This window comes from Namhaeicola litoreus, from assembly GCF_042679565.1.
Lineage (GTDB): Bacteria > Bacteroidota > Bacteroidia > Flavobacteriales > Flavobacteriaceae > Namhaeicola > Namhaeicola litoreus.
Genome location: NZ_JBHTMY010000002.1, coordinates 1193063 through 1211282 on the forward strand (window position 1 = coordinate 1193063; position 18220 = coordinate 1211282).

Here is an 18220-nt window from a genome sequence, read left to right on the forward strand (position 1 = left end):
TCAATGTGAAGATGGAAAAAAGAGAAAGAAATATAAATCACAAGGATAACTTAGGTTTGTCAAGAAAAAATTTCTTCGGTGCCTTGGTCTTTATTTTTGCCTTTATTTATGTAGGTCAGGCACAAGTGAAGATTTCTGTCGACACAACAAAAATCAGAATTGGCGAGCAAATTGAGTACAAAATTTTTGTAGATAAAGACACATTAAAAGATGTTGCTTTTCCTGTACTTAACTTAGATAGCCTGAAAAAACTGGAAGTAGTAGAATCTTTTAACGTCGATTCTATCAATAACCAGATCTTTAGAAAATATACCCTCACTTCTTTTGACAGCGGAAGATATATGTTGCCCAAACAAGGTGTGTTAGTCAATAATGTTGAGGTGTACACAGATTCGTTGTTTATAGATGTGACCACTGTAGAAGTGGATACGTTAAAGCAAAAACTTTTTCCGATTAAAACCATAGAAGAAGAGCCCTATGTTTTTGATGATTTTAAAGAATATTTATGGTGGCTGTTAGGCCTATTGCTTTTGACCTTGTTGATTTGGTACTTGTTAAAACGCAAGAAAAAATCGGTAGTAGAAAAGAAAATTGAAATTCCTCCTTTTGAAGAGGCAAAACAAAGGTTAAAAGAACTCGACAGTAAAAATTTAGTTAAACAAAACAGGGTAAAGTTGTACTATGTCGAGTTAACAGATATTGTGAGAACATTTATCGAGCGTGAATTGAACATACCGGCTTTAGAATCTACCACGGATGAACTATTGGATATCATAACCGATTTTAATGCTTCGAGTAAATTGGGCATTCCAAATGAAACTATTTTCAAACTAAAAAAACTTCTGCAAGAAGCCGATTTGGTAAAGTTTGCTAAATCTCACCCTATGGAGAACGAGATAGATTTGCACAGAAGAGATGCTGAAAATATCATTGAGATCATGCACCCCAAAGTAGAAGAAACAGAAAGAAAGGAGGGCTATGAATCCTAATCTCGAATTTTTAAATCCGGAGTTCCTCTGGTTACTTTTGCTCATCCCAATATTGGCTGCATGGTTCTTTTTTACCAGAAAAAAGGCTAATGCCGAATTAAAAATTTCAGGCACCAAAGGATTTGCACATAAACACTGGTCGACTAAATTAAAACCGGTATTATATATTTTGAGATTAGTCGCACTTTCTTCATTGATCGTTGCTTTGGCGAGACCGCGTGATGTAGAAGTGAGTAACAAAACCAAAACAACCCGCGGAATTGACATTGTTATGGCCATAGACGTTTCGGCAAGTATGTTAGCCAAAGATTTAAGGCCAAACCGTTTGGAGGCCCTTAAAGCGGTGGCCTCACGCTTTGTCACACAAAGACCAAATGATAGAATTGGAATAGTGGTTTATGCCGGAGAAAGTTTTACAAAAACACCTATTACAAGTGATAAAAGAATTGTTTTAAATACGATTAGAGAAATCCAATGGGGAGAAATTGAGGATGGAACTGCCATTGGAATGGGATTGGGCTCAGGTGTAAATAGATTAAAAGATTCTGAAGCTAAAAGCAAAGTGATTATTTTATTGACAGACGGAGTAAATAATTCAGGTTTCGTAGATCCTAAAACAGCTACAGAATTGGCTAAAGAGTTAGGGATAAAAGTGTATACGATTGGAATTGGCACAAATGGAACGGCTTTGTTCCCTGTGGCAAAAGATGCAAGCGGGAAGCTGATCTTTAGAAATGCTCCTGTAGAAATTGACGAAGACTTGTTAAAATATATCGCAAAAGAAACAGAAGGTCAGTATTTTAGGGCTACAGACAATGAAAAACTTGGGCAAATTTACGACGAGATCAACAAGCTTGAAAAAACAAAAATAGAAGAAATAAAGTATTATAATTTTAATGAGAATTATAGACCATTCGTCCTTTTGGCAGGTCTTTTGATTTTTCTTGAAATGTTATTGAGGTATACCCTGTTTAGAAGTTTTATTTAGGAATTATGTATCAAATAGAAGATCCTAATTATATTGTTTATTTCTCTGGCATCATTATTCTGGTGTTGGTTTACCTTGTCTATGTTTTTTGGAAAAGAAAAATACAAAGGAACTTCTTCAACAAAAAATTACTCAATAAATTAAGCCCGGACCGATCAGGTTTCAAATCATTTTTAAAATTATTGGTTGTGTGTTTGGCTTTAGCTTCATTGATAATTGCCCTCATGAACCCAAAAGTTGGTACGCAGTTAAAAACGGTAAAACGCCAAGGCGTGGATATTGTATTTGCACTTGATGTCTCTAAAAGTATGTTGGCCGAAGATATCGCTCCAAACCGTTTGGAAAAAGCGAAGCAAGTTATTGCAAAAGTAATCGATAAATTAGGTGGAGACAGGGTAGGAATCATCATTTATGCGGGTAGCGCTTATCCTTTATTGCCAATTACAACAGATCATGCCGCCGCAAAAATGTTCCTGCAAAATGCAGATCCAGATATGGTTTCTTCTCAAGGAACAGCGATCACCGAAGCGCTTGAACTGGCCAAAACTTTTTTCGATGATGAATCGCAGACCAATCGCTTTTTGTTCATAGTTTCTGACGGAGAAGATCATGAAGAAAATGCCGATAAATTGGCAAAGGAAGTACTCGAAGCCGGAATCAAAACATTTACAATTGGAGTGGGTACTACAAAAGGAGGTCCAATTCCAATTAAAAGTAATGGAAAGTTTTTGGGTTATAAAAAAGATAATCAAGATGAAGTTGTGATCACCCAAATGCATCCTGAAACTTTGGAAGAAATAGCCGCAAATGGTGAGGGTTCTTACCAAAATGGAAATAATACAAGCGCAACCATTGAGTATGTAGAGGATCTGTTGGTTAAGGCTGAGAAGAAAGAGTTTGAGACCAAGCAATTTTCAGATTACAAAGATCAATTTCAATGGTTCGTTGGTTTAGGTTTGTTGTTGCTAGTTTTTGACAGTTTATTGCTGAATAGAAAAACGGCTTGGATACAAAAATTGAATTTATTTAACGAAAAGAACAAAAATGAATAGGCTTATTTATCTTGCTTTCGTCTTGCCGATGCTCATTTTTGCGCAAGAAGAACCACAAAAAAAGGAGCAAAAAGAGCTCATGGCTGCACCGACGACTAAAGAAGAGCGCGCATTGGTGCGTAAGGGAAATGATTTGTTTGAAAAGAAGAATTTTGTAGATGCGGAGGTGCAATACAAAAAAGCCCTTGCGACCAATCCAAACTACCCTCGTGCGAATTATAATTTGGGCAATGCGATTTATGAACAAAACCGATTTAAAGAAGCTATTCCTAATTACGAATTGGCCGTAAAAGTGAGTAAAGACAAAAACGAAAGATCTTTGGCTTTTCACAATATGGGAAATGCCTTTTTTGCAGAGAAGAACTATGGTGGTGCGGTTGAAGCATATAAAAATGCTTTGAGAATGAATCCGAAAGATGAAGAAACAAGATATAACTTGGCCTTGGCTCAAAAAATGTTAGAACAACAACAAAACGAAGACGATCAAAATAAGGATAAAGATAAGGATCAAGAAAAAGATCAGGATAACAAACAAGATCAAAAAGAAGAACAAGACAAGGACAAACAAAATCAAGAGAATCAAGACGAAAATCAAGATCAGAATGATCAAAATCAAGATCAGGAAAACAAAGATCAGCAGAATGATTCCAAAAATGATAAAGATCAAAAGCAGCCACCTGAGCAACCCAAACCCGACCAATTGTCTAAACAGCAAATGGAACAGTTGTTGGAGGCAATGAGTAACGAAGAGAATAAAACCCAACAAAAAGTAAATGCCAAAGAGGCTCGCGGACAAAAAGTGAAGAAAGAAAAAGATTGGTAAAGTATGAGAATTAAAATTATATACTTTTTTATTCTTTTGGTACAGATAAGTTTTGCACAAGTTACGTTCAAAACAAATGTATCTAAAACTACTTTGGGCTTAAATGAAAGAATACGTGTTGATTTTACGATAGATAAACAGGGAGCAGATGATTTTACGCCTCCTGATTTTGAAAATTTCACTGTGTTAGCCGGTCCAAGTCAGTCTACAAGTTTTTCATCCATCAACGGTAAAACATCCTTCAAGCAAACCTATACCTATATCATCCAACCAATAGCCAAAGGGAGCTTTTTAATTGGTTCCGCATCCATAACCTATAAAGACGAAGTAATTAAATCTAACGCAGTTCGTGTTCAAGTAACCGATGCAATTGACATCCCTGAAGATCCAAATGATCCGAGGTTTTTGGCTTCTCAGAATATCCATTTGGTGGCGGAGATTTCAAATGATAATCCGTATGTAGGTGAAAGTATTTCAATCATTTATAAATTGTACGTCAACTTGAACAAAGTCAATGTTCAAAACACAAGAGAATTATCCGCACCAAGCTTTAATGGTTTTTGGAAACAAAACATGGAAGTGAGCGCATGGCAGGCAACTGATGGGACTTATAGGGGAGAGCCATATAAATATGTTGTTGTAAAAAAAGCATTGCTTATTCCGCATAAAGCCGGAGAGCTTGAAATAGATCCCTTAGAGATGGAAGTTATGGCGGGTGTGCCTATGGGGCGAAGAGATTTCTTCGGAAATATGATGTTTAACGATATTAATTTTGCTGCCTCAAGTGGTAAAAGAACCATTAGCGTAAAAGAACTGCCAGAAGTAGGTAAACCGCTCAATTTTACAGGTGCAGTTGGTAGTTTTCGTTTTGATGTAAAGGCCAACGAAACTAACTTAAAAGCAAATGAATCTACTTCAATAAAAGTGGAATTGGTAGGTAAAGGAAACCTGAAATTAATTGAATTGCCCAAATTTAATGCACCGGCAGGATTGGAAATTTACGAGCCTGAACACCAAGAAAAAATAAATACCACGATGAGTGGAATGGAGGGATCTATTTATGATCAATACGCTATTGTTCCTCAGTTTAAAGGGAAATTTAAAATTCCGGAAGTATCTTTTTCGTATTTCGATCCCAAACAAGAAAAATATTTTACCTTAAACTCAGATGCTTTAATTATCAATGTTCCCGAAGGCCAAAGTATGGATGGACAAGAACAGGTGGTTGCCAAGCAGAACGTGGTCGGTAATGAGAGCAATATTCGTTTTATCAAAACAAAAGCGACCCTTAAACCAGCCCAGGATAAAACTGATTTTTATGGTTCACCACTCTATTATGTACTTTTATTAACGCCTTTATTGGCTATTCCGGCAGGAATATTTTTAGGTAAGAAAAAAGAAGAAAGAGATTCCGATATTGTTGGAAATAAGCGCAGAAAAGCAGATCGTTTGGCTAGGAAATATCTATCTGAAGCCAAAAGGAATATGGGTAAAAAGGAAGTTTTTTACGAGTCGCTTGAAAGGGCTTTACACAATTATTTAAAAGCAAAATTACAGGTTGAAACTGCCGATATTTCTTCTGAAAAAGTAGCAGAACTTTTGAGAGAAAAGAAAGTTGAGCAAGTAATTATTGATGATTTTAAAGAAGTTTTAGACGATTGTAATTACGCACGCTATACACCGAGTTCTGATGTACAGATCAAGGAGGAATTTGAAAAAGCAAAGTCGGTTTTGGCAAAACTCGACCGTTTTTTATAAATAGAATGAATTATAAAATGGAAATATTCAGACCCTATTTTCGAAGAACCATATTTGTCCTAATTGGATTGATGCTGAGTTATGCCTCAGCTCAATCTGTAGATAGTTTGTTTGTGAAGGCGAATAAATTGTATCAGCAAGAAAAATATACCGAAGCCCTTGGTCTGTACAAACAAATTGAAGAACAAGGCATTGTTTCCTCAGAGTTATTTTACAACCTCGGTAATGTTTATTACAAAAGTAACCAGGTAGCACCTTCTATTTATTATTATGAAAAAGCTTTAAAGCTCAATCCTAATGATGGTGATGTTCTATTTAATTTAGAATTTGCCAAAAGAATGACATTAGACAATATTGAACCTCTGCCAAAATCTTTGGGAGATAAATACAGAGAGAATATTGTTTTGGGAACTTCTTATAATACTTGGGCAACTTTGGCGGTAGTTTTTGCCATTCTTTTTGCCATATTGTTTTTGCTTTATCACTTTTCGCGATATACCCACAGAAAGCGTTTCTTTTTTGTGAGTAGTAGTATTTGTGCCATTTTGGTTTTTGTGGCAGTTGCCTTTGCCTATCAGAACAAAAATCTCGTGGATAAAACGCAATATGCCATTGTGTTTACAGCTAATGTGAATGTTAAAAATGCACCTACACAAAACAGTGATATCAATTTTCAACTACACGAAGGAACCAAAGTGCAGATCTTGGAAACCTTAGACAATTGGAAAAAAATCAAAATTGCCGACGGTAAAATTGGTTGGCTGGATGCAAGTGAAATTAAAGAATTGTAATCTTATTTTATCCAGATTTTTAAATTTTCCAACTAGACATTTTTTTATCTTTATGGTTTCAATTATTAAACCATAAAAGATGTCCTTCAGAAGAATTACACTAGTTATCTTAATTTTATTTTTTACAATAAGTCATTATGCCCAGAAAGCGAGTCCTTTAGAAGGGAGATGGGATCTCGTTGTAGATAAAGATAATAAAGAATTACCCTCCTGGCTAGAAATTAGGCACTCGGGAACTAAAACTTTTGTAGGAAGGTTTGTTTATGCTTTTGGCAGCGCTAGACCCGTTGCAGAAGTAAAAATTTCTGGCAACAAATTTAGTTTTAGCATCCCGCCCCAATGGGAAGAAGGAGATAGAAATATGGATTTTGAAGGAGAATTAATTGGAGATCAGATAAAAGGTATTATGATTTACACTGATGGGAAACCTTATCCATTTGTAGGTAAAAGGCAGTCCGTATTTTCATCTCCAGAAAAAATTGTTTGGTCTAAGTCAGAAGCATTGTTTAATGGAAAAAATATAGAGGGTTGGCATTTAGATGGTGATAAAAACAAATGGACAGTGAATGACGGAATTTTGAGTAACGCAGGCGGTGGTTCGAATTTAATTACGGATGATAAGTTTGGTAATTTTAAATTGAAAGCTGAATTCAGGTATCCGAATGGAAGTAATAGTGGCATTTATTTGCGCGGGAGATATGAAGTACAAATTACTGATAATAAGGGCATGGAACCTTCTGATATCTATTTTGGTGGGGTTTATGGTTTTTTAGAACCTAACCAAATGGCAGCTAAGAATGCCAGTGATTGGCAAACCTATGAGATTACATTGGTCGGTAATCGGGTAACAATTATCGCCAATGGTAAATCTATTATTACAGACCAAACTATTCCCGGAATTACGGGGGGAGCAATTGATAGCCAAGAAGGTCAACCAGGACCAATTATGTTGCAAGGAGATCACGGTGCTGTTGAGTTTAAAAGTATAGAAATTATCCCTATTCAATAATAGCTTTTACGATTCAAACATATACTTTCACTAAGTTCGTTATTAGTGATAATTTTTTGAGGTAGAACAAGTTATAAAATTAAGATTTTGAACAAACCGGCAAAATTTCTCCTTTAGTCAGACGGTATTTATCAATTTGTTCCTCGCTGAGTTGTGCTGAGTAATTTAATTCTTTTACAGTAAAACCCGCACTTCTCAATCGGTCAAAATAGTCTCGGCCAAATACACGAACATGATCGTATTGTCCAAAATGGACAGCTCGTTCTTCCGGCGAAGTAATGCTAAAATCTTCGTATGTTTTTGCTCTATTTAAGTCTTGAGGAATTTGAAAAATACCCATACCACCGGGTTTCATTACACGGTACAATTCGCTCATTGCTCTAGCGTCATCTTCAATATGTTCTAAAACGTGGTTACATAAAATGAAGTCAAAGGTGCTGTCCTCAAAAGGGAGTTTTAAAATATCTGCTTTTACATCAACTTTGGGTGCGTAAAGATCGGCAGTGGTATAATCAAGGTTTTTCATTTTTTTGAACAAAGGCAAAAAACATTGTTCAGGCGCCATGTGCAGCACTTTTTTTGGTGAATTAAAAAAGTCGGTTTCGTTTTTTAGAAACAACCAAAGTAATCGGTGCCTTTCAAGTGATAATGTGCTAGGAGACAAAACATTTGGTCTTTGCTCGCCATAGCCATAAGGTAAAAAGGTACGAAAAGATTTTCCGTCAATAGGATCTGTATAATCAGATCCTTTTAAAAATGCGGCTAAGACAGGTCGAATCAAGTAACTCACCTTGATCAAATAGGGTCTTGGAAGGGTATTTAAAATATGAGAAAATAATTTCATCTGGAGAGTAGAAACGAACTATACCAAAGCTGGGTTTTGTCTGAATGCTAATTCTTCGTCACTTTCAATACCCAAGGCTTCGTGTACATATTTAAAAGTAGAAAGTAATTCTGGTTTTCCGTCAACAATGGCAACATCGTGTTCAAAATGGGCGCTTGCTTTGCCATCGGCGGTTAAAATTGTCCAACCATCGTTGAGTTGGTTTATTTTATGTGTACCTAAATTGATCATTGGTTCTATGGCAACTACCATCCCTTCAACAAATTTCTTTCCTCTACCACGTCTACCATAATTGGGCATTTCAGGATCTTCGTGCATTTTTTTTCCTAGACCATGTCCTACCAATTCTCTCACCACACCATAACCATGTTGTTCTACATAATTCTGAATGGCAAATCCCACATCACCTACACGATTTCCCGCTCTAAATTCTTTAATGCCAACATACAAGCTCTCTTTGGTAACCTGCAATAATTTTTTTATTTCAGAAGATACTTCACCCACCTCAAAAGTATAAGCGTGGTCTCCATAAAACTTATTCTTTAAGGCGCCACAATCAATAGAAATAATATCTCCTTCTTGCAAAGGATGCTTGTTTGGAATTCCGTGTACAATTTGGGCATTCGGACTCATACAAAGTGTATTTGGGAAATTGTATAAACCTAAAAATCCTGGTATTGCCCCATGGTCACGAATAAATTCTTCTGCCAATTTATCTAATTGTAAGGTGCTTACACCCGGTTTAACTTCTGAAGCCAACATGCCAAGTGTCTTAGAGACTACCAAAGCACTTTCACGCATTAGTTCAATTTCTTCTCTTGTCTTTATTTTTATCATTCCGAAGTGTAATTTGCCTGCAAAGATACTTCAAAAATTGAAAGTAGGAAAAAGCCCAAAACCGGGCTCTTTTGGAAAGGTTTAAGGTCATCATTTTAAGACTTAATAATTCGGTTATATTTGTTCTACTAAATTTATTTTTGTGTTAAGATCAATTATTTTACTTTGCCTCATTCTCATCTCTTTTTCTTGTTCAGACAGGCGACTTCAGAAAGAGTATCCCAAGATTGATATTCAAATTACAAACGCACTTATTTTAGATGGGGAAGGTAGTAAACCTGTAAAAGGCGATGTTTTCATTGTCGGCGATAAAATTGTCAAGATTTCACAAAAGAAAATCAGACACGATCATATTTTAAAAACCATCGATGCGCGAGGTAAATATTTAGCTCCGGGATTTATCGATTTGCATTCGCATGGTGATCCACTTGAAACACCCGATTTCGAAAACTTTCTTGCCATGGGCGTCACTACTGTTTCATTGGGTCAGGATGGATTTTCGCCCAATTATAATGATTTGCAAGAATGGAAAGATAAAGTTGAAGGCACAGGAATAGCTCTAAACATTGCTATGTTTGTCGGACATGGCAGTTTACGAGAGCTATTTGGCATCAATGAAAAAACGCATCCAAGCCAAGAAGAGATCATTGAGATGGCTGCATTGTTAGAACAGAACTTGAAAATTTGTTTTGGGATGAGCACAGGGTTAGAATATACACCGGGCTTGTATGCCGAACAAAATGAATTGCTTGAATTGGCTAAAATTGTGGGTAAAAATGACCGAATGATCATGAGTCATATGCGCAATGAAGATGATAATGCGCTGATTGAATCTATTGATGAGTTATTAGCGCAGGGCGAATTTTGTCGCGTTCATGTGGCACATCTAAAATCAGTTTATGGAAAAGGTTCTGAAAGGGCAGAGGAAATTTTAGATCATTTATCAAATGCAAGAAACAGAGGTATTGATGTTACTGCAGATGTATATCCCTACACAGCAAGCTACACCGGAATCGCCATATTATTTCCGGATTGGTGTAAAACAAACGAACAATTTGAGATCGCTAAAGTAGAAAGGAGAGAAGAGTTGAAAGATTTTATCAGAGCCAAAGTCAATTTCCGCAACGGACCTCAAGCCACACTATTAGGAACCGAACCTTACAAAGGTAAAACACTATTAGATCTGGAGAAAGAAATGAGTAAACCTTTTGAGGAAATACTTATTGATGATATTGGGCCCGAAGGAGCCTCTGGGGCTTATTTTGTCATGAACGATACCCTACAAAACACGTTGATCAAGGATCCGAATATTGGGATTAGTTCTGATGGGAGTGAAACAAGTTTTCACCCACGAGGACATGGAACTTTTGCTAAAATCATTGAAGAATTTGTGGTAAAAAATGAAGTGCTCACCTTAGAAGCGGCTGTTCGAAAAATGACTTCTTATGCAGCGGATATCTTAAAAATCTCTGATCGGGGAAGAATAAAGGAAGGAATGAAAGCAGACCTCATTTTATTCGATCCTTACAAAGTAAAATCAAATGCTACTTATAGTGATCCGTTTCAATTGTCAGAGGGTTTTGATCTCGTCATTGTAAACGGTAAGGTGGTAAGACAAAATGCTCAACTCAGTGGGGATAAACCTGGAGTAGTATTGGATCCGAATTGATGGAAAACTTAAGATTTAAGCCAACCGAATAAACCCTTTTTAACTTTCCTTTCAGGAGGTTTTTCTGTTTTGAGAAGAGTCTGGTATATTTCACCCCATCCCGGTAATCCGCCAACAGCACGATCATCTATAAATACATCAGCATTGATCTTACGGCTAACTTTGTTCGTAAATTTTTCTTCTGGAAAACTGTTGTTCACAGCATAAAATTCTAGACCGTTCTTTTTACAAAAATCTACTGCTTCCTGAAGTTTTTCTCCATGACGGTATGTCCATAGAATTAATCGATGTCCTTTTTTTTGAAGCTCTAAGAGGGTCTCGAAAGCAAATATTCTGGCAGGACCTATTCCTGGATATTGATCTTCAACAATGGTACCGTCAAAATCAACCGCAATAATTAATGTGTTGCGTGGAATTGTTCTTAATTTCGGTTCAGACATGCAGCAAATCTAAGAAAAATTGAACTATCAATTTACACTAATAATGATTTCTGTGTCATCTGTTCAGGTTGCTCAACTTTTAACAATTCCAAAATGGTCGGAGCAATATCTCCCAAAACGCCATCTTTGATTCCACCGCTATAATTTTTATCGACTAAAATCAATGGAACCGGATTGGTTGTATGAGCCGTATTTGGTGAGCCATCTGGGTTGATCATTGTTTCGCTGTTACCATGATCCGCGATAATGATACTGGTATAGTCGTTTTCAAGAGCAGTTGTGACTACTTCTTTTAAGCAGGAATCAACCGTTTCCGCCGCTTTTATTGCTGCTTCCATAACGCCCGTATGACCAACCATATCAGTATTGGCGAAATTGAGACAAATAAAGTCAGCTTCTCCCTTTTTTAATTCTGGTAAAATGGCTTCTTTGATATCATTCGCACTCATTTCCGGCTGTAAATCATAGGTAGCCACTTTTGGAGATGGGCATAAAAGTCTTTTTTCTCCTTCAAACTCTTTTTCTCTTCCACCGGAAAAGAAGAAAGTTACGTGTGGATATTTCTCAGTTTCAGCAATTCTGATCTGTTTTTTTTGATTGGCTTCCAAAACCTCACCCAGCGTATTTTCTAAATTGTCTTTAGGGTAAATTACTTCGACATTTTTAAAAGTCTTGTCGTAATTGGTCATCGTCACATAGTGCAAAGGCATTTTGTGCATGCCAAATTCTTGAAAATTTTCTTGTGATAATACCCTGGTTAACTGTCTACCGCGATCTGTTCTGAAATTGAAAAATAGAATTACATCATCTTCAGCGATCTTAGCAATAGGTTGGCCCTCTTTGTCAACCAAAATAATAGGCTTGATAAATTCGTCTGTTACGCCCTCATCATAACTTTTTTGAATACTTTCGGCCGCATTTTGAGAATGTTCTCCCACACCATTTACAACAGCATCATACGCCAATTTTACTCTGGCCCAACGCTGGTCTCTGTCCATTGCGTAATATCTCCCGACCACAGTTGCCAATTTTCCTGTTGTCTGATTCATAAAATCTTCCATGTCTTGAATAAATCCTTTACCAGACTTTGGATCACAATCCCGACCATCAGTAAAAGCATGTAGATAAACATTGTCAACTCCTGCTGCTTTCGCCGCTTTTAAAAGTCCTTTGGCGTGATTCATATGGGAATGGATTCCACCATCCGAAATCAAACCTAACAAGTGAATATTTTTACCATTCTTTTTTGCGTAATCAAAAGCATCCACCAAAACTTTTTCTTTGGCTAAAGATCCTGTCTCAACTGCTTTATTGATTTTTACAAAATCTTGAAAAACGATGCGCCCTGCACCTAGATTCATATGTCCTACTTCAGAGTTTCCCATTTGTCCTTCCGGTAAACCTACGTTTAGGCCATCCGTTCTTAGATTGGCATGCGGATATTTTTCTATCAAACCATCAAAAAATGGCGTGTTGGCTTGGTATATTGCAGATACTTTTGGGTCTTGGGTATTTCCCCAACCGTCAAGAATTATAAGGATAACTTTTTTAGACATAATGATGTTGTTTATTCGGCTGCAAAGATACGTAAGTATAGCTAATTGAACACCATTTTTCGAGGAAAGAAGTGTTTTAATTTAATCAAGAAAGCTTAAAATACATGAAGGGAAAGTATCTTGTAAATGGAGGAGATTATTTTAAAAGAAATAAGACAGATTCACTCCGAAATAATAGTTCAAAGGCTCTCCGGGATAATAATATCTAGGCGAGTTATTGCCAAATGCAGTAGCGTTTATTTGAAGCATAGAAGCGTATTTTTCATCAAAAAGATTATTCATTCCGAAAAAGGCATCAAATCTAAAATTTTGAAAAAAAGCATTTTGATACCCAAGTTTTACATGAAGCAATTGGTACGAATCTGCAAAAATAGAATTTGCGTCGTTCACAGGTATTTCATCAATAAATTGGTACTGTAAAGTGCTATAAAACCCTGGTTTTGTTTGAAAAAATAATAAAGAGTTGAAAACAACCGGGGGCACTCCAGTAACTTTATTTCCCGAGAAATCATTATCTAAATCTTCAAAATCTTGAAATGTATAAAGATTATAACTAAAGGAATTTCTATGCTTAATCTGCCAAAAATCGGATGTAAGAAGGGGATAATTCAGGTCAATTTCTATTCCTACAAAATCGGTTTCCCCGGCATTAATACCAACAAATTCATCATCACCGGTTCTCCTGGCAACGAGTTGGTCTTTCACCTTCATCTGATAGAGAGACAAACTATAGTCTAATTTCAAGTTTTTAAAAGTTCCTCTGGCACCCATTTCAAAATTCCAACCCGTTTCTGGTTTAATATTTTGATTGATTTGTCCGTCGGGTAGAAGGGTTTCTTCTAAAGTTGGCGGAGAAAAACCGTGGGCAATCGTGGCATATCCAACATGATTATCGAGATATTCATAGGAGAAACCGATTTTAGGAGAAAAAATATGCCCAAAGTTATAATTACCAGATGCGTTGTTTATTTCCTTATTGAACAGATCATCAAGTGTGTAAGTGGTATAATTCCAATTCATTCCCAAATGGAATTGTATTTTTTCTGTCAGCAAAAGTTTGGAATCGAAGAACAGGTTAAAAAATTGTCTATTTTCAACCAGATCAGAAATAATTTCACCTTTTACACTTCCCGATTCAGGTGGGAAATCGCGGTATAAATTTTCGAATGTTTGGTAATCTTTTTTATCTCGAAATACTTCAAAACCAACCGTCCAATTTAAATTTTTGTTGAAAAGGATATGTTCTGAGAGGAATTTACTTCGCAGCCCAACAGACAAGGTGTTTTCTTCTAAAATATTAAAAGGCCGATCTTCATCACTGGCTAAAAAGGTGGAATAAATACTTGTTTTAAGAGATGATTTGTCGTTAACAGAATAATTCCAAGAAAGACCAAATAAACCCTTTTGGTAATCTTCATTTCCTTTTGATGCTCCCCATGTAAAAGCAGCATCACTAGGATTATTTTTATACGTGTCAAAATCTAATGAACTCGGGATGTACGATTTTAGGCTGATATAATTACTTATAAAATTGAGCGTGTGTTTTTCACTTAAAAAATGGTTTGAGGTGAGGTTAATAATTTGTTTGTCGAGTTGATTGTTTTCCCGATAACCTTCGCTTTCGGTATTAGAATACAAAAGATTCATGGCGCCATTTTTTAAGGGAAGATCGGATTGAATACTGTATTTTCTCAAGCCAAAAGAGCCCATGGTAAATCGAATTTCTGGGTTAAAATAACTGATATTTCCTTTTTTCGGTATCCAATGGATAGTTCCGCCAAGACCAGCACCATAGGTGCTAGACGAAGGACCTTTGGTAATTTCTATACGTGCGATGGCATCCAATTCAAGATCGTCCATATTTGATTCACCAGAGCCATTGGTTAGCGGAATATCTTGGTAATAGGCTCTAATTTTGCTGGTGCCGAACAAAGTTCTGGATCCAATTCCGCGTATGGTGATTCGGTTGGTGCTCAATGTTCCGTTTTGCATAAAAACACCAGAAACTGAGTTGAGAATAGGTGCAATGTTGATGTTGTTTTGAATATTGATTTCATTTTTTTCTACAACTGTGGCGCCACCAGCATACGTTTTTAAAGAAGACGTAAAGTTATTTGAGGTTAATACGATTTCGTCGAGATCTTCGGACAAGGGGTACAAGTAAAACACTTCAAAAGACTTTGAAATGATGATGGTATCTGTTTTAAAACCCTCTTTGACAAGTACGTATTTTCCCTCATCTGACAGATCAAACTCTCCTTGTAAATTGGTCTGATAAACTTCGTTTTTTTTATTAGAAATAATCTCTGTTTGGCTTAGGGGAATTAGTTTTTCTCCATGAATAATTTTCCCGGCATATTGAGAATAACCAGCAAATGCATAAACAAATAAAATGTTAATTATTAAATGATTAAGAAATTTATTAGGGATTAACCACGCCATTTTTGATTCCGTTTACTCCTTTTTCTAAATCGAATACAAAACCATTCACGATGGCATACTTTACAACATTGTTTTTCATTAAAACAAATGAAGGATTCTTTCCTATTTTTAGTTGAGATTCGGGTTGTTTTGAGTTTTTAAGAATGGCTACCTTATTTACATCTACAATATTTACAGGATAAAAAGTGAACTTATCACTTGAAGGAATTTCGCTCATTGCTACATTTGTATATCCTTTTTTCAAAAGTTCTTCAAAATTGAGATTATCCAATTCACTTGCAGAATTTAATATTTTTGGATAGGTTTCTCCTAGTTTAAATTCCAGATTCTCTGCGTCTATAGTTTGATAACCATAATAGGTCGATAAATCTCCCACTTCGACAATAGTCCCTGAATAATAGAATTCTGTTTCTTCTTTATTCGCGCGCTCGTTGTGCATAAAGCCGAGATCAACAGTGTAATTTTCTCCCAACAAATTAAAATTCACTTTTTCGACTTTTAAATCAAAAAGTTTTCTATCATTTTCAGGAATTTTTCCATATTCTTTCAAATCTGCTTTTTGATAAGAACCATTGGCAATACTTTGCAAGGCACTCAATATAGAAACATAATTTAGCTTTCTGATAAACTGTTTTTCAGGATCGTTTTGATAACCTCCAGATTCTATTAAAATGGCGCTGGTACCCCATTTTTGGATATTGTCTCCAAAGGCGCGTGGTTCAAAAGAATCGTCATATCTACCCACTTGTCCTGGGGCATATTTTTGAAGGACCTTATTCATTTCAACAATTACTTTCATCGCATTACCACGAACATCGTTTATGGTTTTTTCATAATTATAGGCGGGGGCTAAAAAAGAAATCGTAGCAGCTTTTTCGGTACGTTCGGCATTGTAATATTTGCTTTGATCGTGTAGGTTAAAACCAAAAACTGCATTTAAACTATCTCTAGTATTTTTTAGGATGCGAGATTCAGGAGATTGTAATCTGAGTGCATCTCGGTTTATGTCTACTCCCAAAGCATTTCTCCTGGTGAACTTTTCAGCACCATCCGGGTTCAGCATAGGGATAAAATGCAAATTTAGTTTAGACAATAGCTCTTTATTTGATTTCAAATAATTGAATATATCAAATAGAGCCATGGTTGCTGTTGATTCATCTCCATGCATTTGAGACCAAAGCAAAACGGTAGTTTTTCCTGTTCCAACACTTACCATAGAAATACTTCTTCCCTCAATAGATTCTCCTAGTTTTTTTAACGAAAAACCATTCTCTTTTTCCAGAGAAGAGAGTAATGGTTGAATATCACTATGTTTAAATCTTCGATTTTTTATAGTCTTTTCGTGATATTGATCGTATTCTTTATAGAAAACATCACTATTAATTTGGGCAGAGGAGTTGCAAATAATAAAAATTGTCAATAAGGTCAAAAGGTATTTCATGTGCTTAATTTTTGGCTGGGATGGGTTGCCAGTTATATTTTTTTGTTGCTTTTCTAATGTTATTAATAAACTCTTCTCCGGGGTCGGTTTTTTCAGTTCTATACCCGTCATCTTTTTCTAACCAAAGAGGATGGTTTTCAAAAAGAGTATATTCGTAATGCCCGATCACATATTCTATGGCAGGATATTTTTTCTTTAAATAGTCGATAAGTTTAATGTTTGATTTTAATTGAGCCTGCGTCAATGGTTTGTTTTCTGAGCCTCCTACATTTTCTATACCTATAGCACAGTAATTTAATCCGATTACGTGGCGCGCCATATAATCCTCTGGCATCAAACGATAAATAGTTCCATCTTGATCTACAAGAAATTGAGAAGATACATTTAACGCTCCGGCACTTATAATCTCTGGTCGCCAGTTAGGCAACTTGCTGTCTTCGAAAGCAGCAAAGGATTTATCGAGTGTAGGTATAGCCGTCCAATGCACAACTACCATTTTGGGCTCGATTACTGGACTCAGTTGTTTGAGATTGTAATGTTCGTCCAAATATTGAAGGGTCAGATCAATTCTTTCTTGATCAAATCTTATTGGTTTATCAGTTATTTCGATTGATTTACAAGAAAAGAATAGAAAGGCAATCACAGCCGAAAATAAAAAGCGCATATCATTTTTTACGCAATAATAAAGATTTTAAAGCATCTTTCTAGATCTTAACTAAAAATTATTGAGGACCCACATAGCCATTTGCATCAATCGCTTCTTTTATTTCTTCTTTTCTGTGAGGAGAACTTGGGTGCGTACTAGAAAACTCAGGAACTTGTTGTCCGCCGGATGCTTCTTCTAAAATATTCATCACTTCAATAAATTCATATGGATTGTACCCTGCATCGATCATAAATTTTACTCCCAAACGATCACTTTCCAATTCATCTTCCCTACCGTATTTCATATTGATCACATTGCCAATCATCGCGGCCATTTGCGCTCCACCTGCATCTGCACCAGCCATTACACCCGTAACTACGCCTTGCGTTAGGTCTTGTTTTGCAATTCGCTCTGCAGAATGTCTCCCAACCACATGTCCGATTTCATGTCCTATAACTCCTGCGAGCTGATCTTCATTTTCTAGTCTACCAAACAAACCGGCTGTTATGAATACCTGTCCACCAGGTAATGCGAATGCGTTTACAGTATTCGGATCGCGCAATAAATGAAACTCAAATCTGTAAGGTGTGTCTTTAGCGATGGAACTGTTTACCAGCCTCGCTCCAACACGGTCAACCATTGCCTGAGCATCTTGATCAGGGTGTAAACCACCATACTCTTGCGCCATTTGTGGAGCACTTTGGAGACCAATGGCAATTTCTTCTTCAGTACTCAGTGAAATGTGTTGAGTTTTGCCTGTATATGGATTTTCTTCTGTTCTTGAGCAATATTTTAAATAGGAAAACAAAATGATGGCAAGACCTATGAACAATCTGATTTTAAAATTATTAGAGGTTCTCATGATGTAATGGTGATTTGGGGATTGTATTGTGCTAAAGATAAGAAATATTTAAGTTTTTTTTAGAAGTGTTGAG

The 18220-nt window shown here is 36.2% G+C and carries 16 protein-coding genes; 8 read left to right on the top strand and 8 right to left on the bottom strand.

Translation table 11 applies throughout. From position 1 onward, the window contains the following. Nucleotides 1–11: 11 nt before the first annotated feature. From ACFQ39_RS07070 to ACFQ39_RS07100, 7 genes are all read left to right on the top strand, one after another. Nucleotides 12–989: a hypothetical protein gene (locus ACFQ39_RS07070; protein WP_377177461.1), complete on the top strand. Its 978-nt coding sequence runs from the start codon at nt 12–14 to the stop codon at nt 987–989. Beyond that, on the top strand, nt 979–1977 hold the full coding sequence (locus tag ACFQ39_RS07075) for a vWA domain-containing protein (RefSeq protein ID WP_377177462.1): 999 nt from the start codon (nt 979–981) through the stop codon (nt 1975–1977). Before ACFQ39_RS07070 ends, ACFQ39_RS07075 begins: the two co-directional genes overlap by 11 nt. Before the next feature lie 5 nt (nt 1978–1982). Next, nucleotides 1983–3029 (top strand): vWA domain-containing protein, encoded by a 1047-nt coding sequence (locus ACFQ39_RS07080; RefSeq protein WP_377177464.1) that lies wholly within the window; start codon nt 1983–1985, stop codon nt 3027–3029. Beyond that, a complete protein-coding gene (locus ACFQ39_RS07085; protein ID WP_377177466.1) occupies nt 3022–3852 on the top strand; it encodes a tetratricopeptide repeat protein in 831 nt (276 codons plus the stop codon). Before ACFQ39_RS07080 ends, ACFQ39_RS07085 begins: the two co-directional genes overlap by 8 nt. Before the next feature lie 3 nt (nt 3853–3855). Further along, a complete protein-coding gene (locus tag ACFQ39_RS07090; RefSeq protein ID WP_377177468.1) occupies nt 3856–5610 on the top strand; it encodes a BatD family protein in 1755 nt (584 codons plus the stop codon). A 17-nt stretch (nt 5611–5627) separates the two neighbouring features. Then, complete coding sequence (locus tag ACFQ39_RS07095; protein WP_377177470.1) at nt 5628–6401, top strand: tetratricopeptide repeat protein; 774 nt, start codon at nt 5628–5630, stop codon at nt 6399–6401. A gap of 79 nt (nt 6402–6480) precedes the next feature. Continuing rightward, nucleotides 6481–7410, top strand: a complete 930-nt coding sequence (locus ACFQ39_RS07100) for a 3-keto-disaccharide hydrolase (RefSeq protein ID WP_377177472.1) — start codon at nt 6481–6483, stop codon at nt 7408–7410. 79 nt (nt 7411–7489) lie between these two features. On the opposite strand, the gene ACFQ39_RS07105 is transcribed toward ACFQ39_RS07100, so the two are convergent. After that, nucleotides 7490–8254 (bottom strand): class I SAM-dependent methyltransferase, encoded by a 765-nt coding sequence (locus ACFQ39_RS07105; protein ID WP_377177474.1) that lies wholly within the window; start codon nt 8252–8254, stop codon nt 7490–7492. Between the two features lie 18 nt (nt 8255–8272). Continuing rightward, a complete protein-coding gene (gene map / locus ACFQ39_RS07110; protein ID WP_377177476.1) occupies nt 8273–9091 on the bottom strand; it encodes a type I methionyl aminopeptidase in 819 nt (272 codons plus the stop codon). A gap of 142 nt (nt 9092–9233) precedes the next feature. Here map and ACFQ39_RS07115 point away from each other — a divergent pair, with 142 nt between their 5' ends. Next, nucleotides 9234–10760: an N-acyl-D-amino-acid deacylase family protein gene (locus tag ACFQ39_RS07115; protein ID WP_377177478.1), complete on the top strand. Its 1527-nt coding sequence runs from the start codon at nt 9234–9236 to the stop codon at nt 10758–10760. 8 nt (nt 10761–10768) lie between these two features. On the opposite strand, the gene ACFQ39_RS07120 is transcribed toward ACFQ39_RS07115, so the two are convergent. From ACFQ39_RS07120 to ACFQ39_RS07145, 6 genes are all read right to left on the bottom strand, one after another. Further along, nucleotides 10769–11200 (bottom strand): BT0820 family HAD-type phosphatase, encoded by a 432-nt coding sequence (locus tag ACFQ39_RS07120; protein ID WP_377177480.1) that lies wholly within the window; start codon nt 11198–11200, stop codon nt 10769–10771. Between the two features lie 32 nt (nt 11201–11232). Continuing rightward, nucleotides 11233–12756 (bottom strand): 2,3-bisphosphoglycerate-independent phosphoglycerate mutase, encoded by a 1524-nt coding sequence (gene gpmI / locus ACFQ39_RS07125; RefSeq protein WP_377177482.1) that lies wholly within the window; start codon nt 12754–12756, stop codon nt 11233–11235. Between the two features lie 141 nt (nt 12757–12897). Then, complete coding sequence (locus ACFQ39_RS07130) at nt 12898–15198, bottom strand: TonB-dependent receptor (protein WP_377177484.1); 2301 nt, start codon at nt 15196–15198, stop codon at nt 12898–12900. After that, the gene (locus tag ACFQ39_RS07135; RefSeq protein WP_377177486.1) at nt 15179–16639 is read right to left on the bottom strand and encodes a M14 family metallopeptidase; all 1461 of its coding nucleotides are present in this window, start codon (nt 16637–16639) and stop codon (nt 15179–15181) included. Before ACFQ39_RS07135 ends, ACFQ39_RS07130 begins: the two co-directional genes overlap by 20 nt. A gap of 4 nt (nt 16640–16643) precedes the next feature. Continuing rightward, nucleotides 16644–17303, bottom strand: a complete 660-nt coding sequence (locus ACFQ39_RS07140; protein WP_377177488.1) for a peptidoglycan recognition protein family protein — start codon at nt 17301–17303, stop codon at nt 16644–16646. Nucleotides 17304–17361: 58 nt separating this feature from the next. Continuing rightward, entirely contained in the window at nt 17362–18147 is a 786-nt protein-coding gene (locus ACFQ39_RS07145; protein WP_377177490.1) for a M48 family metalloprotease, read from the bottom strand. Between the last annotated feature and the right edge of the window lie 73 nt (nt 18148–18220).

Bases quoted from the DNA above. Each gene is read 5' to 3' on its own strand.
- ACFQ39_RS07095 (WP_377177470.1), top strand. From the start codon at position 5,628: ATGGAAATATTCAGACCCTATTTTCGAAGAACCATATTTGTCCTAATT.
- ACFQ39_RS07080 (WP_377177464.1), top strand. From the start codon at position 1,983: ATGTATCAAATAGAAGATCCTAATTATATTGTTTATTTCTCTGGCATC.
- ACFQ39_RS07085 (WP_377177466.1), top strand. From the start codon at position 3,022: ATGAATAGGCTTATTTATCTTGCTTTCGTCTTGCCGATGCTCATTTTT.
- ACFQ39_RS07145 (WP_377177490.1), bottom strand. From the start codon at position 18,147: ATGAGAACCTCTAATAATTTTAAAATCAGATTGTTCATAGGTCTTGCC.
- ACFQ39_RS07140 (WP_377177488.1), bottom strand. From the start codon at position 17,303: ATGCGCTTTTTATTTTCGGCTGTGATTGCCTTTCTATTCTTTTCTTGT.
- ACFQ39_RS07100 (WP_377177472.1), top strand. From the start codon at position 6,481: ATGTCCTTCAGAAGAATTACACTAGTTATCTTAATTTTATTTTTTACA.
- ACFQ39_RS07075 (WP_377177462.1), top strand. From the start codon at position 979: ATGAATCCTAATCTCGAATTTTTAAATCCGGAGTTCCTCTGGTTACTT.
- ACFQ39_RS07105 (WP_377177474.1), bottom strand. From the start codon at position 8,254: ATGAAATTATTTTCTCATATTTTAAATACCCTTCCAAGACCCTATTTG.
- ACFQ39_RS07135 (WP_377177486.1), bottom strand. From the start codon at position 16,639: ATGAAATACCTTTTGACCTTATTGACAATTTTTATTATTTGCAACTCC.
- ACFQ39_RS07130 (WP_377177484.1), bottom strand. From the start codon at position 15,198: ATGGCGTGGTTAATCCCTAATAAATTTCTTAATCATTTAATAATTAAC.
- ACFQ39_RS07120 (WP_377177480.1), bottom strand. From the start codon at position 11,200: ATGTCTGAACCGAAATTAAGAACAATTCCACGCAACACATTAATTATT.
- map (WP_377177476.1), bottom strand. From the start codon at position 9,091: ATGATAAAAATAAAGACAAGAGAAGAAATTGAACTAATGCGTGAAAGT.
- ACFQ39_RS07070 (WP_377177461.1), top strand. From the start codon at position 12: ATGGAAAAAAGAGAAAGAAATATAAATCACAAGGATAACTTAGGTTTG.
- gpmI (WP_377177482.1), bottom strand. From the start codon at position 12,756: ATGTCTAAAAAAGTTATCCTTATAATTCTTGACGGTTGGGGAAATACC.
- ACFQ39_RS07090 (WP_377177468.1), top strand. From the start codon at position 3,856: ATGAGAATTAAAATTATATACTTTTTTATTCTTTTGGTACAGATAAGT.